Origin of the sequence: Bacillus sp. I-2, from assembly GCF_001974945.1 — a bacterium.
GTDB lineage: Bacteria > Bacillota > Bacilli > Bacillales > Bacillaceae > Bacillus > Bacillus safensis.
Window position 1 is genome coordinate 1 of the sequence record NZ_LZRW01000004.1, and the last position, 25,227, is coordinate 25,227.

26 protein-coding genes and 1 other annotated feature are annotated in these 25,227 nt (G+C 41.1%); of the genes, 7 read left to right on the forward strand and 19 right to left on the reverse strand.

The features are described from left to right. Window positions 1-27: 27 nt before the first annotated feature. Together BAE31_RS19435 and BAE31_RS01585 are read left to right on the forward strand one after the other, a co-directional pair. Window positions 28-87: a hypothetical protein gene (locus tag BAE31_RS19435; RefSeq protein WP_481747120.1), complete on the forward strand. Its 60-nt coding sequence runs from the start codon at window positions 28-30 to the stop codon at window positions 85-87. A gap of 145 nt (window positions 88-232) precedes the next feature. Beyond that, window positions 233-757, forward strand: a complete 525-nt coding sequence (locus BAE31_RS01585) for a CbrC family protein (protein WP_076839299.1) — start codon at window positions 233-235, stop codon at window positions 755-757. Between the two features lie 45 nt (window positions 758-802). Here BAE31_RS01585 and BAE31_RS01590 read toward each other — a convergent pair whose 3' ends face one another. From BAE31_RS01590 to BAE31_RS01620, 7 genes are all read right to left on the reverse strand, one after another. After that, entirely contained in the window at window positions 803-985 is a 183-nt protein-coding gene (locus BAE31_RS01590) for a sporulation protein Cse60 (protein WP_024424881.1), read from the reverse strand. A gap of 100 nt (window positions 986-1,085) precedes the next feature. Beyond that, a complete protein-coding gene (locus tag BAE31_RS01595; protein WP_024424882.1) occupies window positions 1,086-1,397 on the reverse strand; it encodes a rhodanese-like domain-containing protein in 312 nt (103 codons plus the stop codon). 54 nt (window positions 1,398-1,451) lie between these two features. Beyond that, entirely contained in the window at window positions 1,452-2,135 is a 684-nt protein-coding gene (locus tag BAE31_RS01600; RefSeq protein ID WP_041107322.1) for a YesL family protein, read from the reverse strand. Window positions 2,136-2,155: 20 nt separating this feature from the next. Next, entirely contained in the window at window positions 2,156-3,445 is a 1,290-nt protein-coding gene (locus tag BAE31_RS01605) for a Gfo/Idh/MocA family protein (protein ID WP_041107324.1), read from the reverse strand. A gap of 17 nt (window positions 3,446-3,462) precedes the next feature. Continuing rightward, window positions 3,463-3,987, reverse strand: a complete 525-nt coding sequence (locus BAE31_RS01610; RefSeq protein WP_076839301.1) for a lipoprotein YteS — start codon at window positions 3,985-3,987, stop codon at window positions 3,463-3,465. Beyond that, window positions 3,984-5,096: a glycoside hydrolase family 88/105 protein gene (locus BAE31_RS01615; RefSeq protein WP_076839302.1), complete on the reverse strand. Its 1,113-nt coding sequence runs from the start codon at window positions 5,094-5,096 to the stop codon at window positions 3,984-3,986. The genes BAE31_RS01610 and BAE31_RS01615 overlap by 4 nt, the downstream gene beginning before the upstream one ends. An 18-nt stretch (window positions 5,097-5,114) precedes the next feature. Further along, window positions 5,115-6,080: an ABC transporter permease gene (locus BAE31_RS01620; RefSeq protein WP_041107330.1), complete on the reverse strand. Its 966-nt coding sequence runs from the start codon at window positions 6,078-6,080 to the stop codon at window positions 5,115-5,117. A gap of 231 nt (window positions 6,081-6,311) precedes the next feature. Here BAE31_RS01620 and BAE31_RS01625 point away from each other — a divergent pair, with 231 nt between their 5' ends. Next, window positions 6,312-8,612 (forward strand): helix-turn-helix domain-containing protein, encoded by a 2,301-nt coding sequence (locus BAE31_RS01625; RefSeq protein WP_076839303.1) that lies wholly within the window; start codon window positions 6,312-6,314, stop codon window positions 8,610-8,612. A gap of 38 nt (window positions 8,613-8,650) precedes the next feature. On the opposite strand, the gene BAE31_RS01630 is transcribed toward BAE31_RS01625, so the two are convergent. Continuing rightward, entirely contained in the window at window positions 8,651-9,022 is a 372-nt protein-coding gene (locus tag BAE31_RS01630; protein ID WP_003217763.1) for a winged helix-turn-helix transcriptional regulator, read from the reverse strand. Window positions 9,023-9,177: 155 nt separating this feature from the next. Between BAE31_RS01630 and BAE31_RS01635 the strand changes: the two genes are divergently transcribed. Further along, window positions 9,178-10,365 (forward strand): MFS transporter, encoded by a 1,188-nt coding sequence (locus BAE31_RS01635; RefSeq protein ID WP_326149176.1) that lies wholly within the window; start codon window positions 9,178-9,180, stop codon window positions 10,363-10,365. A gap of 10 nt (window positions 10,366-10,375) precedes the next feature. Beyond that, window positions 10,376-11,218, forward strand: a complete 843-nt coding sequence (locus tag BAE31_RS01640; protein WP_076839306.1) for an aldo/keto reductase — start codon at window positions 10,376-10,378, stop codon at window positions 11,216-11,218. 45 nt (window positions 11,219-11,263) lie between these two features. On the opposite strand, the gene BAE31_RS01645 is transcribed toward BAE31_RS01640, so the two are convergent. The 6 genes from BAE31_RS01645 to BAE31_RS01670 all read right to left on the reverse strand — a co-directional run bounded on the left by BAE31_RS01645 (window position 11,264) and on the right by BAE31_RS01670 (window position 18,875). Continuing rightward, window positions 11,264-12,763, reverse strand: coding sequence for an extracellular solute-binding protein (locus tag BAE31_RS01645; protein ID WP_076839308.1), 1,500 nt, complete (start codon window positions 12,761-12,763; stop codon window positions 11,264-11,266). Window positions 12,764-12,788: 25 nt separating this feature from the next. Next, window positions 12,789-13,649, reverse strand: a complete 861-nt coding sequence (locus BAE31_RS01650) for a carbohydrate ABC transporter permease (protein ID WP_095117953.1) — start codon at window positions 13,647-13,649, stop codon at window positions 12,789-12,791. Between the two features lie 219 nt (window positions 13,650-13,868). Then, window positions 13,869-14,621: an NAD-dependent epimerase/dehydratase family protein gene (locus BAE31_RS01655; RefSeq protein WP_076839310.1), complete on the reverse strand. Its 753-nt coding sequence runs from the start codon at window positions 14,619-14,621 to the stop codon at window positions 13,869-13,871. A 47-nt stretch (window positions 14,622-14,668) separates the two neighbouring features. Further along, on the reverse strand, window positions 14,669-15,571 hold the full coding sequence (locus tag BAE31_RS01660) for a dienelactone hydrolase family protein (protein ID WP_076839312.1): 903 nt from the start codon (window positions 15,569-15,571) through the stop codon (window positions 14,669-14,671). 130 nt (window positions 15,572-15,701) lie between these two features. Beyond that, a complete protein-coding gene (leuS, locus tag BAE31_RS01665) occupies window positions 15,702-18,116 on the reverse strand; it encodes a leucine--tRNA ligase (RefSeq protein WP_024424893.1) in 2,415 nt (804 codons plus the stop codon). A gap of 97 nt (window positions 18,117-18,213) precedes the next feature. After that, window positions 18,214-18,442: a binding site (T-box leader), on the reverse strand. Between the two features lie 103 nt (window positions 18,443-18,545). Continuing rightward, the gene (locus BAE31_RS01670) at window positions 18,546-18,875 is read right to left on the reverse strand and encodes a DUF4257 domain-containing protein (protein WP_008343006.1); all 330 of its coding nucleotides are present in this window, start codon (window positions 18,873-18,875) and stop codon (window positions 18,546-18,548) included. Window positions 18,876-19,297: 422 nt separating this feature from the next. On the opposite strand from BAE31_RS01670, the gene ytvA reads away from it, so the two are divergent. Both ytvA and BAE31_RS01680 read left to right on the forward strand, forming a co-directional pair. Beyond that, window positions 19,298-20,101, forward strand: coding sequence for a YtvA family blue-light photoreceptor (ytvA, locus tag BAE31_RS01675; protein ID WP_076839313.1), 804 nt, complete (start codon window positions 19,298-19,300; stop codon window positions 20,099-20,101). An 86-nt stretch (window positions 20,102-20,187) separates the two neighbouring features. Then, window positions 20,188-20,886, forward strand: coding sequence for a sunset domain-containing protein (locus BAE31_RS01680; RefSeq protein WP_076839315.1), 699 nt, complete (start codon window positions 20,188-20,190; stop codon window positions 20,884-20,886). A gap of 66 nt (window positions 20,887-20,952) precedes the next feature. On the opposite strand, the gene BAE31_RS01685 is transcribed toward BAE31_RS01680, so the two are convergent. From BAE31_RS01685 to BAE31_RS01705, 5 genes are read right to left on the reverse strand one after another with little or no spacing between them, the layout of a single operon-like run. Further along, window positions 20,953-22,263: an ABC transporter permease gene (locus BAE31_RS01685; protein WP_076839317.1), complete on the reverse strand. Its 1,311-nt coding sequence runs from the start codon at window positions 22,261-22,263 to the stop codon at window positions 20,953-20,955. Next, window positions 22,253-22,951 (reverse strand): ABC transporter ATP-binding protein, encoded by a 699-nt coding sequence (locus BAE31_RS01690; protein WP_024424897.1) that lies wholly within the window; start codon window positions 22,949-22,951, stop codon window positions 22,253-22,255. Before BAE31_RS01690 ends, BAE31_RS01685 begins: the two co-directional genes overlap by 11 nt. A 21-nt stretch (window positions 22,952-22,972) precedes the next feature. Beyond that, complete coding sequence (locus BAE31_RS01695; RefSeq protein ID WP_056768310.1) at window positions 22,973-23,959, reverse strand: ABC transporter permease subunit; 987 nt, start codon at window positions 23,957-23,959, stop codon at window positions 22,973-22,975. Continuing rightward, window positions 23,953-24,831, reverse strand: coding sequence for an ATP-binding cassette domain-containing protein (locus BAE31_RS01700; RefSeq protein ID WP_024426211.1), 879 nt, complete (start codon window positions 24,829-24,831; stop codon window positions 23,953-23,955). Before BAE31_RS01700 ends, BAE31_RS01695 begins: the two co-directional genes overlap by 7 nt. After that, complete coding sequence (locus tag BAE31_RS01705) at window positions 24,824-25,216, reverse strand: GntR family transcriptional regulator (protein WP_019743690.1); 393 nt, start codon at window positions 25,214-25,216, stop codon at window positions 24,824-24,826. The genes BAE31_RS01700 and BAE31_RS01705 overlap by 8 nt, the downstream gene beginning before the upstream one ends. Between the last annotated feature and the right edge of the window lie 11 nt (window positions 25,217-25,227).

Below are 25,227 nucleotides of genomic sequence, written 5' to 3' on the forward strand. Positions count from 1 at the left end.
TATATTGATTATTATAACAATATCCGAATTCAATTGAAATTAAACAGCCAGTCACCAAAAGAGTTTCGGCAACTGGCTGTTTTATAAAGGTGTTTTGATCCCTGTCTCAAAAACGGGGGTCAGTCCCCATCCGAACGGCTTTTTTCTATATAAACAATTTAAGATTGTCGTAAGCTTGAGGATTCCTTTAAAATAGTGATGAATCATCACTTTCTACATAATGGAGGTTTATATGACGTTACCTACGTTCAAGTACAACCCAGATCCAGTTTCGTTAAATGTGATCAAAAAAGAGCATACAACATGTCCTGTTTGTGAGAAAGAAAGAGATTATGTGTACCATGGTCCTTTTTATACTGTGGAAAATGTGGAGGGAATTTGTCCTTGGTGCATTAAAGATGGATCAGCGGCTAAAAAATATAATGGAACCTTTCAAGACGATGCAAGCTGTGATGACGTCGATCAAGAGGAATATATCGATGAGCTGATCTTCAGAACGCCAGGCTATCGCGGGTGGCAGCAAGAATATTGGTTAAGTCATTGCGGAGATTTTTGCGCAATCGTCCAGTATGTCGGCTGGAAGGAGATTGAACATCTAGAGGAAGAACTCGCCGAGGATATCGAAGACATTTGCAGTGGCGAAGGATTAACAAAAGAGAACCTAAAGCAATGGCTCGTCAACGGAGGAGACTTACAAGGCTACCTCTTTCAATGTGTTCACTGCAACAAGCATCGGTTATATATTGACGCCAGCTAACCAAAGTAAAAGGACCCTTCAAGCAGGTCCTTTTTTTGATGCCGTCTATTTTTTATATAAAATGAGTGCAGAAAAACAGTAGAGCTGTTCCCCTCCCTGCTCACAGATCACCGCTACATTGTACTTGATGTCAATGATTTGGTCGTCATCCATTCCTTTTAAAAAATGATTGATTTCACTCTGCAAATCTTTCTCATGCTCTTCATCAAATACAGCTACCTTTAGCACCTATGCCACTCTCCCTTCTCTCGCTACTCTATCTTTATGCACATAGAGAGAGGCATATGAACAAAAAAACCTTTCATCGTTAAGATGAAAGGCCTTCTATTTACAGCTTCGGTTTTGTTTCTCCTGTCCAAGCAAGCATCCCGCCAACGACATTGGTCGCTTGGTAGCCTTGATCTTCTAGATAATAGCAGACATTTTCACTACGTTTACCAGAGCGGCAAATAATATAATATTCCTGCGTTTGATCGAATGCATCCAGCTTCTCAGGGATATCGCCCATTCGAATGTGGATGGCTTCCGGGATCATGCCTTCTGCTACCTCTTCATCCTCACGTACATCGACAAGCTGAATGGCATCTTCCTGCTCCAGCTTTTGTTTTAATTCTTCTATTGAAATTTCTTTCACTGACACGACTCTCATCTCTCCTTTTCATTACGGTGACACCATTATAGCAAATGATTCACTTCACTGCGTATTCACCCGCTTTGATTGAAGGAAAGACGGCAGCCGCTTTTTCACTTCGGCTGTCTCGTGCTCACTTTCAAACTCTACCTTTTTAAAGACTTGATAGGCCAGCCACATATGACCGTAAGCGAGTATGCTCACACTAAAAAACGGCACGATTCCCGGTAAATAAGCAAACAGAACAAACAGCACAGCCGAGAAAACAAGCATAGAGAGTGTATATTGCAAATATGAGATACCAAGCAGAAGAGAGAATTTCAGATAGAGACGTTTTTTCCAATCGTAATGAGCCAGCAGCGGAAAAATATAAAATAAGCTCACAATAAACAGAAAACCGAAAATATATATAGCAAAGCGAAGCACATGTAAGAGCCAGCTCGTTGGATAGATATAAGCAAGGTCGACATAAATAATCGTTCCAATGATGAACAGCACCACTCCAATGACGTTAGAGCGTACAAACTCCTCCCTGAATACCTTCCAAAAAGTGCGGAATACATTGACTTGCTCATGACCTTGAATCCACTTTCTCATCACGGAAAATAACGCAGTGGTCGCGGGCATCAAGCCAAAAACGCCAAGCCCTAGAATGGTGAACAAAAGCCATAACAAATTCGTATAGGCGAGTCTCATCACCCACTCACACATCCTCAGCATTCTGCTCATTGAACCATCATGATCCATCTCTTTCCCCTCCTCTCTCTTTACACCTTCTCTTTATGAAACAATTCATCGATTTCAATTGGGCGTTTTTCTGTGACAGAGCGCCACATGCCTTCACCAAGAGCAATCGAATAAGCACCAGCCTCTGCTCCTGCTAAGATGTCATAGTGAATCAAGGGATCTTTTCCTATAAATAAATCAGCCAAAAGCAGAGGATCTCCTCCGCCATGTCCGCCTGGCTGTTTTACGACTTCAATCGTCTCCTTTGATCCAAACATCGGGTAATAAGAAATTGTTTGTTCTGGGAATTGAAAAGGAATTCTTGATGGGACATGAAACTCATTTGTTTCAATACGCCCCTTCGTCCCATTAATAGCCAGACGGTAGCCTTCATATGGGGCTGAGAATTGAATCGAATAGCTGAGCAAAGCCCCTTGATCATAAGCGACTGACGCCACATATGTATCCTCAATATCTATTTCCTGATCAAAAATGCACGCATCCGGGCGATAGTTTGAGTACTGCTGCGTTTGCTCCTGACCGGATTCAATATGGTCGTCCTCCACCTTCGAGCGCTCAACCCGCGGATTCCACCTTGCTTCATAGTGACATATATCCTTCACATGACATGTTCCGCAAAATCTATTTTCCTCCCCCTGCAAGGGATTCCAAGGGCTTTCGCTGCCGTAATAGTTCAGCGCCCCGTAGGCAAATACTTGCTTCGGCTTTTGATCAATCCACCAGTTGACCAGATCAAAATGATGCGTCGACTTATGAATAGACAGTCCGCCAGAAAATTGACGTGTACGGTTCCACCTTTTGAAATAACTAGCACCATGATATGTATCAATAAGCCAGCTCAGTTCAACAGATGTGACCCTTCCAATTTTCCCGTCTAGAATCAGTTCTTTTACCTTTCGATGGAAAGGATTGTAGCGATAATTAAAGGTGACCGTGACCTTCCCTTTACTTTCCGCCTCTTTTTCCATCACTTTTTTGGCGTCTTTTGCTGTTGTCACCATCGGCTTTTCAGTGATGACATCTAGATCATGGTCAAGTGCCTGCATGATATATGTGACATGTGTGTCATCCCTGCCTGCCACAATGACGATATCTGGTTTTGTTTCTTTGACCATCTGATCAAATGCATCTTCATGAAAAAACGAAACGCCCCGGAGTGACGGAAAACGCTCCTGACAAAGTATATACCGCTGATGATCTATATCTAGGAGCCCTGTAATCCGATAATGCTCATTGAAATCCTCAATGAGCGGTTGAATAAACATATTGAACGCACGATGGCTCAGCCCGCAAATCACGACCCGTTTCACATTCCCCACCCCATTTTCTATTGGTTTTCACGAAGCTGTTTCATGAGAGACAGCGCCTCTTCCGTCTTATCAGCATACACGGGAATGAAAGCGACCATATCTCGATGTAATTGAAAGGTATAGCCGTTGAGTTTTTTCTTTCCTTTATTGATTTGAACTGCATAATCGACCGTTTTCCCTGTCTTTTTGTCCTCGACCGTATATGGTCCTGCTGCTTGATCGCCTATTTCCATCTCTTCCAGCAGCTGAAAGCTGTCAGGATCATCATACGTTCTAAACATTTCTTCCGGAACAAGCATCACGTCCCCCTCTTTTGAGGTAATTTCAACAAGAAGCTTTTCAGGAATCGCCGAAAAGATGTGGACGCTATAAGTCTCTTGTTTCGGCTGAAAAGCCTTCTCCACTAATTGATCCTTCATTCCCTTTGACATATCAGAAAAAATCAGGACATCGATCCCGTTTGTTTTCCCCTGACAGGCAGATAAACAAATGGCAGCGATGAAACTGATGAGCCATACGGCGGCTCTTTTTTGCCTCCTCATGCCTTTTGAAAAACAAACAGCTTTTCTAGCTCAGTTAACGCCATAATAAAAGCGCCTGCCCCGTGCAAGTCATTTGTGCTCCGCTCTCTTCCAACGTAGTAATCATAAAATCCCGCAGATGTTCCGATACAAATATCATTGATGATAAAATCACCATTTTCTTTCTCAGCCGTCTTATGCTGAATCAAGCCTTGATATGCTCTGACCACATGATCAACATAACGGAGGCTCACATACCCTTCATTCATGGCCTTTGCCATAGCGTACATGAATAAACACGACCCCGAGCTTTCAAGCCAATTGTCACTGTGATTTCCTTTATCAATGATTTGATGCCAGAGACCTGTCTTTTGATCCTGGTACTTTGCCACACTTTCCAGCATGTCTGTCAGCGTTTCCTTCCACACCTTCCGCCTTTCATGATGCTCGGGCAGATCCTCGATCATATCTGCTAATGCAAGGACATACCAGCCAAACGATCTTGCCCAAAACTCTGGGGAACAGCCGGTCTTTTGATCAGCCCATGGCATCGTTTTTCGTTCATCCCACGCGTGATAATACAGACCTGTTTGTTCATCTTTCGTATGCTTTCTCATGAGATGCTCTTGATGAATGACCATATCCACTAGTGACTCTTCACCTTTAAGCTGAGCATACTTTAAGGCAAAAGGACCGCCCATGTAGAGACCATCGAGCCACATTTGATAAGCATAATTGTCTTTATGCCAAAATCCGCCCTCAGACGTGCGGTTTAGCGTACGATAAAGTCCGCGCAGCTTCTCCGCCGCCAGCACATACCGTTTCTCTCTCGTTCGTTCGTAAAGAGGGAATAAAATGAGTCCTGCTTGAATGGCATCAAGCTCATCCCTGCGAAATAATAAATTTCCGTACTCATCAATGAGTGAGTCCGCATAGTTTTTCACATAATCGAAATACGCCTCGTTCCCTGTTGCCTCATATAGCTTCATGACACCGCAAAGGAAAACCCCTTGATGATAATGCCATCTTCCAGCTGGCGGGAGCTCAATCGGTGTATACGCTTTCATAATGGTTTGTGCTAATTTCTCTGCATGCTCAAGTGGTGATCCCTTTTCAATTGATAATGTCATTCTTCCTCATCTCCCTTTTTAATAAATACCTTCTTCCCCGAATTTCTTCGCTAAACGGTTTGCCAGCATGACCAAAATAAGTCCAACGGCTGCTTTAAATAAACCAACAGCGGTACTATAGCTGAATTGTCCTTGCTTAAGACCTGCTGTATAAACGTACGTATCAAAAATCTCTGCTACTTCCCGGTTCGTTGCGTTCAGTAATAGATAGACATGCTCAAAGCCAAGCTCAAGCGTATCACCGATTTTTAAAATAAGCAGAACCACAATGACACTTTTAATGGCAGGAAGTGTGATGTGCCACATTTGTCTCAGTCTCCCGGCCCCATCCATTTTTGCTGCTTCATATAGCTGGGGATCTACCGCTGTAATCGCCGCAAGGTAAATGATTGTTGACCATCCTGCTTCCCGCCAGATTACCTGTAAAATGTACATCGGTCTAAACCATTCCTGACTAAGAAGGAAGTTAATCTTTTCTCCTCCAAAGAAAGCAATCAATTCATTAATTAACCCGCCATCTACTGTTAACAAAACAAAAGATAAGGACACGACAATTACCCATGACATGAAGTGAGGGATATAAATCATCGTCTGTACAAATTTCTTAAACAATGCCAATCTCACTTCATTTAAAAGAAGGGCTAATAAGATCGGAATTGGAAAGAAAATCACGACATTCATGGCAAATAAAATCAGCGTATTTTTTAATAAGATGAAAAATGTTGGTTCTGTAAACAATCGAATAAAGTGTTTGAAGCCAACCCACTCACTGCCAAGAATGCCGAGAAACGGCTGGTAATCTTGAAAGGCAATGATGAGCCCCCACATTGGCACATATTTAAAAACAATAAAATAAATGAGCCCCGGCAAAATCATTAAATACAAAAACTTTTGACTAAGCAATTGATTAAGTAAGCGCTTTCTTTTTTCACTTTTCAAAGCTGCCGCAGGCACACCCTTGGCAGTGACATCCTCTGTTTTCATTGATAAAGCCTCCCCTCATGCTAATGCATGTGTTAACTGTATCTTAAGGATGAAAAATCCGTCTACAATCATATCAACAGATCATATTTTCATAGGTGATGCTGATCAAAACGTTACATAAAACATAAGAAAATGATCCTAATCTCAGAAAATGATTATTGACAAACCTACCAGATTTTTGGATTAATAAATTAAGGGGAAAAGATTGTTTCGTTTGAAATGGGGGGTTTTATGAAAAGAAGGCAGTACAAATTTTATTACAAGCTAGTGACGTTTTTTTTCATACTTAGTACGATTCCTGTTATCATTGTCGGCATTTTTTCTTATCAGCATTCGCAAAAAACAGCACTTGAAAATATCTCAAATGAAAAGCTCGACAGCGTTAAACAAACGCAATCCAATATTGAGCATATTTTAAAAACTGTTGATCATTCTCTCACTCACTATGTCAGTTCGCCGCCTCTCCTTCAAACACTGGCAGAACCTTTAAATCCAGACCAATTCCAGCTTTATAATCAAGTACAGCAGGAACTGAACTACCTGCAAACCTTTGACACCGACCTTTCCAATATTACACTCGTCAGTAAAATGGAAGACTGGTACATGAACAATTCGGGGCTTTATCATGTCACAAGCGAAGACCAAGAAAAAGCGCTGACCTCTTACCTCAATATACCAAGTCACTCCAGCTGGGCACTTGAAGAGAATAATCCACTTGTTGCAACCAAAGAAGGAAAAGCATCCTTTTGCAAGTACAATGTGAATTTAATCAAACAACTGCCTATGAACAGCGTTCAAAAAAAGGGAATCGCTGTCGCCAGCATTCCAAGCTGCGTAATTGCTGATAACATGCCTGACTTCTCTCAATCGGATAGTATGTTTGTCATCGATACAAACGGAAAAGTGCTGCTACATAATCGCAAAGAACAAATTGGTGAATCGCTGAAACATCAAGATATCGTCAAACATGTGCTCTCACTTGAAAAACGATCAGGCCAATTTGATATGAAGGTCGACGAACTCAACTATCAAATCACATTTCAAAAATCAGATTATAATGAATGGACGTACCTATCCTTTGTTTCTATTCCAGAACTTAAACAGCAAACGAAATCAATTGGGTGGATTACCTTTATTATCTGCTCTATTTTGTTAGCGCTTTCATTACTATTTTCATGGTTTGGTTCTAGACATTTTTATAAACCAATCCGCTTATTATACGAGTCATTTGCACGCAATGAATCATTTTTGCAAAAACAGCCTTTTCAAAATGAATTTGAGTTGATTGAATCGAGTATTAAACAAATGAAAGATCAAAACAATGATTTAGAGGAACGGATTGAGCAACAAGTGACACACTTACAGCAATACTTTATGGTACGGCTGCTGCTTGGAAAGCTGACAGATGAAGAAGTAAACAACCGGTTCCAAAGCTTAGGCTTTCCTCAGGGCTGGTCTCATTTGTCCATGCTTGTGACCCAAATCGATACATTAAAAGGAACACCTTATGAAAAAAAAGATGCTGACTTGCTTTTATTTGCGATCAATGGACTGATCGAGCAGATTATTCCGCAAGAGGAGCACCTTCAGCCAACCGTTGTCAATCAGCATCAAACAACGATTATCCTCAACCACTCAAAGTCAGATGAAGAGTTTACTGAATATTTAAATCAATTAGCAGAAAGCATTCAGCAGCGTATTGAAGAAGAGCTCGGTTTATCGATCAGCATTGGGATCAGCCGTCAGTTTAAGGAACTCACGATGGCAAAACATGCTTACATTGAAGGAAAAGAAGCCTTAAAATACAGACTCAAAGCAGAGAAAAAGTCCATTATCTTATATGAGCATATCCAGCAAGGAAAGACGTTCAAAACCCATTTTCCAAAGCAGCTGCAGCATGATTTATTTGATGCGATGAAAGCTGGCGATCAAGGCAAAGCGGATCACTATTTACATGTGCTCCTGCAATCCATTTTCTCTAAAAATGCAGGACCGCACGAATATCATATTGCCCTCGCTCGTTTTTTAAACAATTTAATTGAGCTGATGCATTTGCTGGGCATTGAATTATTTGAGGTCGAAGATAACAAAATGCTCTATGATACGATTTTTGAATTTAAAACCTTTGAAGATACGGAAGCATGGCTCAAACATGAGATCATCCGGCCAATTATTGACCAGCTTGCTGCACGTGAAGACTCACAATACAAAAACATCTCAGAAAAAATCATTCATATTATTCATCAAGAATTCGACTCAGATCTCACATTGGATGAAATCGCCACACGTCTGCATTACAATCCCAATTATTTAAGCAGCATTTTCAGAAAGGAAATGGATATCTCCTTTAGTGAGTATCTCTCTTCCTACAGACACCATGTCGCTAAAAACTGGCTAGTAGAAACCGATATGTCCGTCAAAGAAATTTCGGAAAAACTGAAATATAAAAACCCGCAAAATTTCATCCGGTCCTTCAAAAAGCTGGAAGGTACTACTCCTGGGAAATACCGCGACCAGAAAAAAGGCATGTAAGACAAAGAGTCCCGCTCTCACAAGAAAGCGGGACTCTTTTATTTAAACTGTTCATTTAAGATGCTGTCTTCCAGCACGGAAAGCGGCTCTCCATACACACGTTCAATATGAGCTGCCCCCCAATCGCATAGCGCATTGAGAATTCTTTCGAGCGACTGTCCGTATTCACTTAATTCATATTCCACTTTAGGCGGCACCTGTTCATAGACAATTCGATTAATGACCCCATCACTTTCAAGCTCTCTCAGCTGCTGCGTGAGCATTTTTTGTGTGATGTTTGGCATGAGCCGCTTCAATTCGCTCGTCCGTTTTTTCCCGTGTGTCAAATGACATAAAATCACACACTTCCACTTCCCGCCTATGACCTCAAGCGTTGCTTCCACAGAGATATTATATTTTTTCTTTTCCATCGAATGTTCACTCCTCTTTGTACGAACAGGCACTTTTTAGTACCTATATTACAAAAAAGTACGTACTTTTTTTTTCGTCATCTATGTTAGATAATAACTCTTGCCGATCGGCTTCGTCTATCAAAATGTCATCACAGAAGGATGTGAACTTACTTATGAAGAAAAAGCAAAACCATTTTGCTCTTCTCGCACTAGCGATTAGTGCTTTTGCTATAGGAACAACTGAGTTCATTAGTGTCGGTCTTTTGCCAATGATCTCAGAAGACTTTGGAGTGAGCGTCAGTCAGGCGGGCTGGACTGTCTCTTTATATGCACTTGGTGTGACATTTGGTGCGCCTATTTTGACTTCCCTTACTTCCACGATGAAAAGAAAGACATTGCTTTTGCTCATTATGCTCGTCTTTTTGATTGGTAATACACTTGCCACCGTTGCCCCGACTTTTTCAGTGCTGTTAATCGGCCGGGTGATTTCAGCCTTGTCCCATGGAATCTTCATGTCCATCGGTTCTACGATTGCTGCAAGCCTTGTCGTGAAAGAAAAACGGGCAAGCGCGATTGCCTTTATGTTCACTGGTTTAACAGTAGCGACTGTGACAGGTGTGCCATTCGGGACATTTCTTGGTCATGAGCTCGGCTGGCGGACATCATTTGGTGTGATTGTGATCATTGGTCTAATTGCACTGATTTCCAACTATTTTCTTGTTCCGTCTGAATTAAAGCAGGGTGTGAAAACATCTTTTAAAGATCAAGCTGTCCTATTAAAAACAAAAAGAATTTTGCTTTTATTTGTCATTACAGCCACAGGGTATGGAGGAACCTTTGTCGTCTTCACGTATTTATCTCCTCTCTTGCAGCATGTGACAGGTCTTGCGCCTGGGGCTGTGGCCTTGATCCTGCTTTTATACGGAATCACGATCGCAGCCGGAAATGTCATTGGCGGAAAAGCTGCTAATGAACAGCCAATGAAAGCACTGATCTATATGTTTATCATCCAAAGCATCATCTTGTTTATCCTTAGCTTCACTGCAGGATTCACAGTGTTAGGCATTGGAACCGTCATGCTGATGGGGCTGTTTGCTTTCATGAATGTGCCTGGGCTGCAAGTAGCCGTCGTTGATTTTGCAGAAAGATACACACCTGGAGCGGTCGACGTCGCATCTGCTATGAATATCGCTGCCTTTAATGCCGGTATTGCTATTGGCTCATTTTTAGGCGGCATCGTGACAGATACACTTGGGCTTGTGCATACAGGCTGGGTCGGCGGCATCATGGTCCTCATCGCAGCGATTCTTACGATGATCAGTTATCAAATAGAACAAAAAGAACAAACACAAACCATTTAAAGGAGTTTTTATGATGGAACATTTACAAAGTACAAAAACATTAAACAATGGGGTTCTCATGCCAGGCTTTGGCCTTGGTGTATTCAAGGTAGAAGATGGAGCAGAATTAGTTGATGCTGTCAAAACAGCCATTCAATTAGGCTATCGCAGTATTGATACAGCGGCTATTTACGGAAATGAAGAAGGTGTTGGACGAGGCATACAGCTTGGTTTAGCAGAAACAGGACTGCACCGTGAGGATATCTTTGTCACCTCAAAAGTGTGGAATGCCGATTTAGGATATGAATCTACTCTAAATGCATACGAAGAAAGCTTAAAAAAGCTTCAGCTTGACTACCTTGATCTGTATTTAATCCATTGGCCGGTTGAAGGAAAATACAAAGAAGCTTGGCGTGCACTGGAAACCTTGTATCGTGAAGGAAAGGTCAGAGCCATCGGAGTGAGCAACTTCCAGCCGCATCACCTAGACGAGCTATTAAAAGATGCAGACATCAAACCAGCGATCAACCAAGTAGAATTTCATCCAAAGCTAACGCAGGAAACACTCTCTACCTATTTGAACTCTCATGGCATTCAAATGGAAGCTTGGTCACCGCTGATGCAGGGTGAACTACTGCATCACCCGCTGATCACAGAGCTCGCAGACACATACGGTAAAACACCTGCTCAAATTATTTTGCGCTGGGATGTACAAAAAGGTATCATCACCATCCCAAAATCAACGAAAGCACATCGTTTAAAGGAAAACGCTGATATATTTGATTTTGTCTTATCTGATGAAGATATGAAACGTCTTTCTGACTTAAATGAAAACAAACGTATCGGTCCAGATCCAGATAACTTCGACTTTTAATGAAAACACCCCCGCTTTTTTGCTTTGCGGGGGTGTTCCTATTGGTCATTTTGATTTTTTAAAGGAAGCTTCATATTCTTCTATGATTTTATTCCCACCATTGGATTTCCACTTCTCTACATCCTTCTGAAATTGATCTTCACTGATGTCTCCAAGAATGAACTTATACGTCGCATCATCGATGATTTTCTTCAATTCGTTTCCACGCTCTGATGCTGTTTCTGAATAAAGGCTTTCAGCAGGGTTGGCAACAATGATGTTTTGATTGTCTTCTTCTAGCTCTTCATATTTAGAACGAACTGCATCCCCTTTATTTTTCAAGTAACGTTTATCAATTCCTACAAGACTGACAAGCGGCTGTACATCTGTCTGCCAGTCTTTCACTTGGCTTTCTTCCCTGACAAATGTATTTCCTTCTTCTTTCTTATAATGCTTGCCATCTATACCGTACGTCATGAGACCATATACATCTTCTTCGGCAATACGGTCAAAGAAGGCCAAAATCCGCTTTAATTCCGCCTCTGATTTCACGCTTGTTTTAGGGAATGCGAAGATGCCATTATGCCCCCCTGATGCCCACACACGTTCTTTGCCATCTGGGCCTTTGATTCGGTTGATAATATCTACTTTCATGTTTTTATCTGTCGCATCATCTCGCAGGTTCACGGCATCTACCATATTTCCAACATAGATACCTGATTTTCCTTGTGAGAATAATTCCTGCTGCTGTGTTTTGCTTGTCACTGGGAAGTCTTTGTTGATATAGCCATTGTCGCGCAGCTTTTTCATGTATTTCATTGTATTCATGTACTCATCTGTCATAAAGTCCGGCGTGAATTTCCCGTTTTCTTCTTTCCAGTCTGTCGGCATTCCTTCATATGAACCAAGTGTTTTAAATGCGCCATAAATTAAATCGTTACGATCCGTAAAGCCAATTGTATCGGCTTTTCCGTTTTGATTCGGGTCTTTTTCCGTAAAGGCTTTGGCTACTTCATACAAATCATCCAATGTTTTTGGTGTATCCAAATTTAAATTTTCAAGCCAATCCTTTCGAATGACAATCCCTTGTCTTGAAAGTGGTCTTTCTCTATAGATGCCATAAAGCTTACCGTCTATAGAGGCGTTTTTATTAATCAGTTCGTTCATCTTACTTAAATTTGGATAATCCTTTAAATACGGACCGACTTCCCAAAACATGCCTGATCTGAACGCATTAATCGCAGACGAATTTTTAATGTCTTGAATCGTCACAATTTGCGGCAAATTCCCTGCTGCAAGTGCGGAGTTTAAACGATCTTCCTTCACTGCATCAGGCACCCATGTAATATCAAGCTCTGTATTTGTGAGCTTCTCAATCTCTTTTAAAACGGAATCCTTCGGCGGCTGCTGATGATATAAAATCGCCATCCATGTCAGCTTTACCTTTTTGTCTAAATCAACCTTCTCATCTGATGAGTTTGCCCCTTTACTTGAACAGGCTGACAAAATTCCGCTTGCTGCAAATAACAGGACAAACGCAATCAGCCATAATTTCTTTCTCCCCATAAGATCCCTCCGTTGTTCCATCTTTTTAACCCTTTACAGAACCTAGTAATGCCCCTTTGTTGAAATGCTTTTGAATAAATGGATAGACAAGCAGAACCGGAATGGTTGCCACAACAATGACAGCCATTTTAATCGTCTGGTCTGGCGGTGGTGTGGATGAGCCCATATCCGACATATCTCCCTGCATTCCGCTTGAGACAATGACAATCTGTCTCAGCAGCACCTGAATCGGCCACTTCACTGAATCATTTAAATACAAAATGGCGGTCATGTACGTATTCCAATACGTCACAGCATAAAAAAGTGAAATGGTTGCAATGGCAGGCAAAGAAAGTGGGAGCACAATTTTAAAGAAAATCCCTAAATCGTTACAACCGTCCATCTTCGCTGATTCCTCAAGGCTTGCCGGTATGTTTTGAAAGAAGTTTTTCAAAATGATTAAGTTGAACGCATTGATTGCAACCGGAAGAATAAGTGACCAATAGGTATCAAGCAGACCAAGTGTTTTCACCACAATAAACGTCGGAATCATACCCCCGCTAAACAGCATCGTGAAAACAACGAGAAACATCAGTGTTCTCCGGCCTTTTAGCTCCTGTCGAGACAGACCGTATGCCATAAGCGAGGACAAAAACATGCTGACAGCTGTTCCAACAAGCGTCACAAGAATGGACACAATGAGACTGCGATACACAATATCTGTAGAAAAAATATATCGATATGCCTCTAGAGAAAACGTCGTCGGGAACAAGATAAACTTCTTCGTGATGACCTCTTCTACTGTTGCAAAAGAGGCAGCAATGACATGGATGAACGGAAGCACACATATTAATGCGAACATGAGTAGAAAAGAGTAATTAAATAAATTGAACAATCGGTCTTTAATAGAACGATCTATGTTCATCACGCCCTTTCTTTGAAAGCGTTATCATTTCATCTGAAAGTAAGCTGCAGCCTGTGACGATATCGTGATTAAAATGTAACAAACGGGGGAAGAAAGCGTCTATAATCATTTTGACAGACCAACTGGATAGATCATATCAGCCGTGCTTTTGTGCTCATGAAACAAAAGAATAAGATCATTAACTCATGACATGATTATGCCTTATGCTCGACCATTTTCTTCGAGGATTTCCGTCGTATTGACATCTGGTTCATAGCCTAACTCCAGCTTCGTTTTCTCAGTAGACCACGGCTTTTCTTCATTCTCTGATACAGCATAATAGGTCCCAAAGGGAATATCCGATTCAATCGCTGCCTTTATCATACCTGTAAGATCCTCATGTGACAGCAGAGTTCTTTTTGTTCTTTGCTTTTTGTGCAATGCCTTCATCTCATCTGTTACAACTGTTCCAATTCTTAAATTGATGACAGACATTCCCGATTGATCGTGGAACAAACGTCCCAGCTGTTCGGAAGCAAACTTTAAAATGCCATAGACATTTTTAGTCGCAGGCACATCGTCAGTTGTAATCTGCCGTCCAAGTAAGGAGCGTCCATCCTCTTCATAACGATCCGTCACATGGTTGCTGCTTGCAAAAATGACTTTTCGTATGCCATGCCGGGCGGCTGAACGAAACATATAATAGGTACTCCTCCAAAAAATATCAGTCATTTTTGCAAATTCTTCATGATCCATCACATCATGCGTCATGTCCATGTTTAGAAGATGCAAAATGACATCTGTATCCCGCGGAATTGCCTCATATACATTCTGTTCATTCGCTGCATCGGCTAAAATGACTCCTTCTACACAGCTCGTTAGATCAATAATCGTGACGCTGTACTCAGTAGAGAGCACTTTTGTTAAAATACGTCCAATCACACCGCATCCGCCAATGATGGTGATTTTTTTCATCTAGTCTCCTCCTTTCTTTTGACGTAGTATGTCCAAGCGTTTCTTGATTACAGCCACTTTTTCAAAAATCGTGTCGCCTCGTGACGCATAGCGGCTGTTTCAAAATGACCTGCATGAAGACGGGTAAGCTGATATCGTTCTTTCAATGAAGCAGCTTCATAGGTTTGACTCAATACCTTTTGAATCCTTCCAACGCCTTCAGCAGGCGTGAGCTGATCAAGTTTTCCAACTAAGCTTAAATGCGGTCTTGGAAAAATCATTTCTTGAATGTCCGCTGCTGTAAAATGCTTCGCCAAACTCGGTACATAGTAATAAAAGCCATGTCTGTCCAAATTGTTCGTTTCAATTAATGTATGATGGTCCACCTGTGCGCAAAGATCAATACACACACTGACCCTCTCATCAAGTGCAGCCGTCCACCAGGAAAGAAGACCGCCCATTGACATCCCAAAGACAGCTAACCTGTCCGCCAGCACATCAGATCGAGACAGCAAATAATCAATCGCACACATACTTTCATACAGCATCATGCCCCACATCACTTTTCCTGTTAAAAGCATTTCCTTAAAAATTTCACTTTCTGTTCTTCCTCTTCTCTCACCAAACCCTGCATGATCAATGGCCAGTACACTATATCCTTTTGATGTAAACTCTTTTGCATATGAAGGCTCTTGCAAATAATGGGCTCCCTTTAACAGCTCTTCCTTCCCATTCACGTAATTCCCGCCATGAGAGTGCTGGAACAGCACAACGGGTCTTTTTTTCACTGTATCCTTCGGTTTCACGAAATAAGCAGGTACTTCCTCTACACCATTCATGGAGAGAATGAGTGTTTCCACTACATATGATTCACGTTCCTCCATTTTTAACGTATAAGCCTCCACGCGATGACGTTCTGGCATTTCTCCTAACAGACTGAGCAGTTGTTCACGTTTGCTTTCCTTTTCCATTGACGTCACTCCTCATTTTCTTGATCACCTGTTAAAATACGAGACCGATGCGGGAATCACCTTGTTTTCGACAAAATTATGTCCCGGGAAATAAAGAACACCCATCGGTTCATACCGATGGGTGTCATCATTAGTTCGCAACAATATTGACAAGCTTCCCAGGAACTGCAATCACTTTACGAATGGTTTTCCCTTCAAGCTGTTCTTTTACACGTGCATCATTTTTCGCGAGCTCTTCTAACTGCTCCCTTGTTGCATCAGCAGGAACGGTTAATTTTGCTTTTACTTTACCGTTAAGCTGTACGACAATTTCTACTTCATCGTCGACAAGCTTTGACTCATCATATTGAGGCCATGCTTCATAAGAAATAGATCCTTCATGACCAAGTTTATTCCAAAGCTCTTCTGCTAAATGCGGTGCAATTGGAGAAAGAAGCTTTACAAAGCCTTCTGCATATTCTTTCGGCAGTGTATCCGCCTTATAGGCATCGTTGATAAACACCATTAATTGTGAAATGCCTGTATTGAAACGCAAGCCTTCATAATGATCCGTTACCTTCATGACTGTTTCATGATAGCTGCGTTCTAATGCGCCGCCAGATTGCTCTGTCACTTTATCACTGAGTGAGCCATCTTCATTTGTAAAGAGACGCCATACACGATCAAGGAAACGACGAGCGCCATCAAGTCCTGTTTCAGACCAAGCAATTGACGCATCTAAAGGTCCCATGAACATTTCATAAAGTCGTAATGTATCCGCACCATGAGATTCTACGATATCATCTGGGTTGACCACATTTCCTTTTGATTTACTCATTTTTTCATTGTTTTCCCCAAGAATCATACCTTGGTTGAACAATTTCATGAAAGGTTCTTTTGTTGGAACAACACCGATATCATACAAGAACTTATGCCAGAAGCGTGCATATAGAAGATGCAGTACAGCGTGTTCTGCTCCGCCGATATACACATCAACTGGAAGCCATTTCTTCAGCTTCTCAGGAGAGGCAAGCTCTTCTGTGTTATGAGGATCAATATAACGTAAGAAATACCAGCAGCTGCCTGCCCATTGCGGCATTGTATTCGTTTCGCGGCGGCCTTTTTTACCTGTAACAGGATCTACAACCTCAACCCAGTCTTTAATATTGGCTAATGGTGATTCACCTGTACCACTTGGCTTAATCTCTGTCGTCTTAGGCAAGATCAGTGGAAGCTCTTCTTCTGAAACAGCTGAAGATGTTCCGTCCTCCCAATGAATGATTGGAATCGGCTCACCCCAGTAGCGCTGACGGCTGAACAGCCAGTCTCTTAAACGATATGTGACTTTCTTTTCACCTTTTTGATGTTCTTCAAGCCATGCAATCGCTTTTTCAATCGCTTCTTCTTTTCCTAAGCCATTTAGGAAATCAGAGTTAATGTGCTTTCCATCACCTGTGTAGGCTTCTTTTTCAATGTCTCCGCCTTCTACAACTTCTTTAATTGGAAGATCAAAGGTTTTGGCGAATTCATAGTCACGTTCATCATGGGCAGGAACCGCCATAATGGCTCCAGTTCCATAAGTCGCCAGCACGTAATCGGCAATCCAGATCGGCATCTTTTCACCATTTAAAGGATTGATGGCATACGCTCCAGTGAAAATACCTGTCTTCGTTTTAGCAAGATCTGTCCGCTCTAAGTCACTCTTTGATTGAATCTCTTTGATATACGCTTTGACAGCTTCTTTTTGAGCATCTGATGTAATTTTTTCAACAAGTGCATGCTCTGGTGCAAGCACTGCATATGTTGCGCCAAATAGTGTATCAGGACGCGTTGTGAAAACCGTAAACTGTTCGTCATGTCCTTCTACTTCAAAATGAACGTGCGCACCTTCAGAGCGTCCGATCCAGTTACGTTGCATATCTTTGATGCTTTCAGGCCAATCAATGTCCTCTAAATCTTCTAACAGCCTGTCCGCATATGCTGTAATCTTTAGCATCCACTGCTTCATAGGACGTCTTTCAACAGGATGGCCTCCGCGTTCACTTTTTCCATCAATGACTTCTTCATTTGCAAGCACTGTGCCAAGCGCTGGGCACCAGTTCACTGGTACTTCATCAATATAGGCCAATCCTTTTTCGTACAATTTTAAGAAAATCCATTGTGTCCATTTGTAGTAATTCGGATCTGTCGTGTTAATTTCTCGATCCCAATCATACGAGAACCCTAGTGATTGAATTTGGCGGCGGAAGTTATTGATGTTCTCTTCTGTAAAGGCCGCCGGGTCATTTCCTGTATCAAGTGCATACTGTTCTGCCGGGAGACCAAATGCGTCCCATCCCATTGGATGAAGAACATCATATCCCTGCATACGTTTCATGCGTGATAGAATATCCGTTGCTGTATAGCCCTCAGGGTGCCCGACATGAAGCCCTGCTCCTGATGGATATGGAAACATATCAAGTGCATAAAACTTCGGTTTATCTTCCGAGTCAGATGTGGCGAATGTTTTATGTGTCAGCCAATAATCCTGCCACTTCTTTTCAATTTCCCGATGCTGAAAACTCAATGTGAAAACCTCCTTTAATATGTACGGCTTTATCTGCTTAGATGACCACTGCAAGAATTCAGATTTTTCTAAAATCAACAAAAAACCCTCATCCCTGGAAAGGGACGAGAGATTTTTTGGTTCCCGCGGTACCACCCTTGTTAGCGTAACATGCTACATGCTGTTCGTACGCTCACTTAATATCTTTAACGCAGACATGCGACAGAAGCTTTAACGCAACTGCAACTCTGAGGCGAGTTCAGAAGCAGATTTGATTGACTTTCACCAGCCGTCAATTCTCTAAAGACAAATACTGCTTTCCTACTACTCCTCTTCACTGTTCTTATCGTAACCGTCATCTAAGTAGTATTTTATAGAATTATGATCATAAGTGCAAGCAGGTTTGTATACAATGGAAATGTACCCTAGACTAGGGTAAAGTAGAGGATATTATTCGTGTGGAGATCGGTTATGACGGTTGGAGCCTGCATCCTGTGAACGTTCTTCTCTCACAAAATCGAAGCTTCGCAGAACTGCTTCTCCTCCGTAACCTGAAATAATGGATAAGATGATCAAGTGCAGACTAGATTCGGGATTTGAGGATAAGACAAGCAGTGTAGCGGCAATCATCCCAACGAGCCAATCTTCAATAAACCCTAAGTAAATAAACTTTTTTGTCATTCTGGGCTTCTCTAGCCTGCCTTTTTTCTTTACGTGACCGAGAATGCCCATGACCCCTCCAATGGCGCAAGCAATAATGACTTGTTGCAGCATTTTCATCACCTTCCTAAAGCCCTTAGAATAGTAAAGCGACTTCAGGCTGTCCAGCCCCCTGTAATGCCATTCTGCTGTTCCGTCATAATCCATGTAAAAGGTCTATTCTCTCTAACGAAGAAAAAAAGCTTGTTTCTTCCATTATATGTGAATGACCTAAAAACAATCTTGATGCATTGGAATCATTTTTACCTAATCCATATTAACTATTTTTGTCATTTTATGAATGATGAGTAATTGATTCCTTCTTTTTCTAATGAAAAGTCTCCTTACTTACTCTATTCTAATGGAGGACAAACTATGATGACAAATTTAACAAAGCGTTTGCAATCGTTGAAACAGAACATATGTTATGTTACGTTTAAAAGGATTCGTTTGGTTGAAAAGACAACCATTTGATATGTCTTATAGCAGCAAAGGAGGGTAATATGGTCAGCTCGAACATTTTCGGCTTGCAAAAACAGCTTGAACTCATCAAAAAAGCGCTGGATCATGCGCGGATCGGTGTTGTCATTACAGACCCTTCCTTAGAGGATAACCCTATCGTTTATGTGAATCACGGCTTTACACAAATGACTGGATACAAACCAGATGAGATTCTTGGTCGTAATTGTCGATTCCTTCAAGGAAAAGACACGGATCAAAAGCAGCTTGCTTTAATTCGTGATGGAATTCAAAACAAAACACCTATTACCACACAGCTAAAAAATTATAAAAAAGACGGCACTTTTTTTTGGAATGAACTCAATATAGATCCTCTATACATTGAACAAGATGACAAAACATTTTTCATTGGTTTTCAAAAGGATATTACGAAACAGAAAGAATATGAACAGCTCCTAGAAGATTCCTTACAGGAAGTCACCTCTCTTTCGACGCCAATCGTCCCAATCAAAAGTGGTGTATCTGCTCTTCCGCTTATCGGAAAATTATCTGAAGAACGCTTTGATGCCATTGTCGCTAAGTTAACCTGTATATTAGATGATTCAAAGGATGATTATTTAATTGTCGACCTTTCTGGTTTAATCGAGGTCGATGATTCCGTCGCAGCACGTATTTTCAAACTGCATCACCTTCTCAATCTAACTGGAACCGAACTGATCATCACTGGGATTAAGCCGCAGCTTGCGCTGAAAATGAAAGACCTCGATACAGATTTCCAGAATACGATCACTTATTTGACAGTAAAAGAAGCCATAAAAGGATTACCATTAGCTGAAAACCCTGTGTAAACAGGGTTTTTTTAATTGAACCGCTCCCCAAAATGGAAAAATGAGGTATGATAGGTGTAAATAGCAATTTAGGGGGGCTGTTAGATATGTTGTTACTCATATTAGGACTTTTATGTGTTTGTTTTGCCATCGGATATGCCGTCAATTTCTTCTTACTCAAACGCAAGAACGAGCTGATTTTTTCAAAGAAACTTTTTTATCCTTTTTTGATCATTGGTCTCTTCTTTTCCATTATGTCATTACCGCTTACTGCTGGAAATGCGCCAAAGGCACAAGCCGATCCATCTTCTGAACAGCTGTTAAAGGATCAAAAGGAACTCTCATCTGACATTTCGCGCATAAAAGCTGATAAAGAGTCGCTTATCTCCTCTTTAGAAGATGCAGAGAAGGAAAAAGAAAAGCTGGAAAAAAAGCTGGAAACCATCACCTCAGAAAAAGAAACGGTCAAACAGCAAGAGAAGACCATTCAATCGCTTGAAGAGAAAATAGACAAGCTCACCTCCAGCAATAAAACACTCAAACAAAAAATCAAGAATAGCAGCAGCGATACGAAGTCTTCCACCGTCCAGCGCTCCGCACCTAAAGATGAAGGAAAAAGCACAGGCGGTCATGAATCACAAAAGGAAACAAAAAAAGAATCGGCTGCCTGTAACATTAAAGGGAGTGTCAACGGCATTTACCACACACCAAGCAGCAGATACTACTCTAGAACAAAGAATATAACCAAAATGTTCTGCTCAGTAGAAGAAGCAGAGCGTGCCGGATACAGGGCACCTAAGCAATAGCGATGTTTAATGAAGATAAAAAAAAGAACCTCCTGAGCGCCCAATCGGGTTTACAGGAGGGTTTTTTTAGATTTCTCTTCTTAAAGCTGCTAATACATTCGTTTTTGTTGCCTTACGTGCCGGGTTAAGCCCTGAAATGATCGCTACCCCTGCGCTGATCACTGTCGCTGTAATGACAAGGCTGAGTGGAATATAGGAAAAAGTAATCGAGAATTGATCGCTTGATCCTCCCTCAGACATGGACGACAAAATGGCTGGGATGATTAAATTAACGGCGAAACTAATCAAATATGAGATGATAATACCGATGATTGATCCGATTACTCCAATATAAGCACTTTCCATTAGGAACATCCGCTTGATAATGGATGGATTCGCGCCAATGGCTTTCATAATCCCAATCTCTTGTGTTCGCTCTGTTACCGCCATGGTCATCGTATTGAAAATTCCGATGGCAGAAATAATGACTGCAATACATCCGACAAAAATGAGTCCAATTTTGAAGACCGTAAAGAACATATCCATTCCTTCAAGCTGGTTCGTCACAGAGATGACTTGATAGCCCTCATCTGTCAGTTTATTCGTGAGCGTACCGACATTGTCGAATTTATCTGCATAAACAGAGGTCTTTTTCTCGACATTTCCTGCTTCAGGAGACAGGTCGAGTATTTGACCAAATTCTTTTTCATAAGCATTCGGAATTAGAATTTTATGATCCTCCTGCCACTCCAAATTCGGCTTTTTCAAAACACCTACTACACGGAAATCAAATGTTTTTTCTTTAACGACTTCACCTTCTTCATTTAGTTTTGGCACTTTGATTTGAATCACTTTATTTAAAATATCCTTCGTGTAGCCTTTTGGCTCCTTCGGTGTTTCTTCCCCATTTGACGTCTGGTTTAATTCTTTTTCATAGGCTTCGCGTTCTTTTTTTGTCCACAATTGCTGCGCCATATGATACCCAACCACAATTTCGTTCGCTGATGTTGGGACTTTTCCTCGGTCTAGTTCAAGACCTGCTTCTTTTTCTTCTTTCATATCAGTCAAAGCAGCCTGCGTTTCACTTGAACGGTTATCGAGCTCGACGTTAACCGATGGATTGATCGCCGTTCTTGAGACGACAGATTTCACATGATCATATTTCTTTAAATCATCAATCTTAACGTCTCCTTTTTCTTTTCCTAACACTTTAATTTCTGTGATGATTTGCTGTTTCATAATTTCATCTTGAGCTGATTTTTGCAAACCAAAACCGACAGACGCTAGAACGATTAAGAAAGAGCATGCCATTGTCGTCGCAAGAATGGTCATAAACACACGCAATCTATTTTTCTTCATATTTCTTCTAATGAATTTGACCTGATCTCTAAATTTCAATGGATTGTTCCCCTTTCTTTAATACACCATCGTGAAGCTGGAACGTTGTGTCTGCAATTGAAGCGACTTCATCGTCATGTGTAATGATGACAAATGTAATTCCTTTTTCACGATTGAGCTGCTGGATAAAGGCTAAAATTTCCCCTTCAGTTTCTGAATCCAGACTGCCTGTTGGTTCATCCGCTAAAATAATTGATGGATTTAAAATCAAGGCTCTTGCAATACTCACACGTTGCTGCTGTCCGCCTGACAGCTCATTTGGGTAATGTCCTGCATGATGTTCAAGTCCTACTCGTTTCAGCATTTCTTTTACTTTCGCCTTTCGTTCAGACGGCTTCACCCCTTTTAAAGTGAGCGGAAGTTCAACATTCTCATACGTTGTTAAGCTCCCGATCAACTGAAAGCTTTGAAAGATAAAGCCAAAGTGATCTAAGCGAAAGTCTGCCCATTCTTTTTCATTAAAGCCGGTCACATCGGTGCCATCAATGACAATTTTACCGCTCGTTGGCGTAATATAGCCTGATATTAAGTTCAATAAAGTTGATTTCCCCGAACCACTTCGTCCAACAATACAAGCAATATCGCCTCTTTTGATGGACAGGTCAATTCCTTTCAGCACAGGAATTTCATTTTCCCTGCCCTTTTTACCAATTTTAAATACATGATCTAATGCTTGAATCTGAATCATCTCTACTCCCCTGCTCTCTGTTTATCTTTTTCGATAGATTAAGAAATAACTCGTTAGTGCGCCCACAGCTCCACCGATGAGCATGCCAACGATATAACCAAATATGGAATTATCTGAAGAAAAACCAAACCATCCAAACCCTAGAACACCGAAGACAATGACCATAATCTGAATAGGTCTATCCATACTTGAGTAAAGGAAGAAGCGGCCATTTCTTTCAATTGGATGTTTTATAAAGCTAAACAAACCAATTAGGTAAAATATGACCATCATGACAAGTGGAATGATGAATGCTTCACCATTAAACCAATGCTGATATTCTTGTTGAAAAATGTCATTTGTAATATAAGTAATTGGTGAAATAGGCGATATCAAATAATTGAGGCTCGTATCTATCCACCTCTCACTTGTTCTAAAGATAAAATCTAAATGAACAATCGGAAGTCCAATTAACAAAAATGGTAGAATGGACGTACTGAATCCAACGATTGCTTGGGATATAGCACTTCCTGTTAATGTACCTGCTGCAAAAAATAAAGTGTAGATCATCAAAGCTGACAACAGTGCATAAAAATAACGACTGTTGAACTCAGGTGTTTCTATTGGATGAAGGCCTAATTTGAGTAAATAAATGATAAGATATGAGACAACATGAACGCCTGCGATGATGCCAGCACCTAAGAAAAACTTGGTATGAAAGATAGCACTTCTGCTAAATGGCAAGGATAATGTAAAGTCCATCTGCCCTTTATTTCTCTCAAACCCTAGCTGAATCACAGCAAAAAATATTCCCATTAACCATGAAAGTGAGAGAAATGCATCCTTCTTAAACATATAAGTGAATGTTGTTGAATCCATTATACAGTCTGAATTTTTCAAACAATCTTGAAAGGTTGAGTAATCCATTAAGAGGGATAATGGTGTCGCAAACATCGCAACAAGCATCACTAAAATGAATGTCAGCTCAGATTGCTTCCACTCCTTATATAATAATTGCCGCTTTACCATCTGCGTTTCCCTCCAAACTTCGCAATGAATACTTCTTCTAAATTCACAGGCAGTTCATGCCATACTTTTGGCTTCAGTGACTTCAAGTACTCTTTAGCTTCTTCGTCGGTTTTTAGAACAAGCGCTGTATAGAAAACGCCCGCTTGATCCAAAATCGCAACACCATTTTTTCGAATACTTAAGTTCATATCTTCTTCAAAAGCCATTTGGATTTTGACATAGTCATTCTTTAATTCATCTAAATCCATGACACTTGTGAGCTGATTTCCTTCTAAAAACCCGATTCGATTACACATACGCTCAATGTCCTCTAAGCGGTGAGATGTAATTAAAATCGTTGTTTGTCGTTCTGCCACCTCGTCAATCATCAGCTGAAGAACGTCATTTCTTGTGACGGCATCAATACCATCAGTCGGCTCATCTAATAAAATGACCGCTGGTTTGATGGCAAAGCTTAAAATTAATGACAGCTGTTTCTTTAACCCTGTCGACAATTCACGATACTTCACTTTTTCCGGAATTTCATAGCGGTTCACAAGCTCATTGGCATAGGTCACGTCAAACTTTGGATAAATATGCTTTAACAGCTGGACAAGCTGTCCGTAATTGTATCTGTCAAAGTAAGGATTCACGACTGGCATGAATACAATATTTTGCTTTACTAAAGGGTGGTCTTTCACTAGCACATCTTTAAAATAAATCTCTCCTTCATCTGGAAGAAGAATTTGCTGAATCAATCTGAGAAGTGTTGTTTTCCCAGAGCCATTCCGGCCAAGCAGACCGAAGATCTCACCTTCGCCTATTTTGAAGGAAACGTCGCTGAGTACTTCGCGTCCATTTAATTTCTTCGATACATTTCTGACCTCAATCAACTTGTTTTCCTCCTTTTAGACTTGAGCCGATCTCTTCTAGCCATTCCTTGAGCTGATGAATATCAATACCAGCATAATGAGCTTCTATGATGAGTTGTCTTAACTGTTCTTTCATCTCGAGCACCTTCCCTTCATTCAGCTTTAACTGAGCACCTTCTGTTACATACGTACCGCGGCCCCGCAGAGTTTCAATAATGCCTTCCCGCTCAAGCTCTTTATACGCTTTGCTGACGGTGTTTGGGTTGGCAATAATAATGGTGGCGAGCTCTCTGACAGAGGGCAGTTTGTCACCTGGCTTCATCACGCCTTTTAAACATAAAATTTTGAGCTGCTCAATGATTTGTTCATATATTGGCGCAGCGCTTCTTGGATCTATTTGGATCATGATGGCTCCCT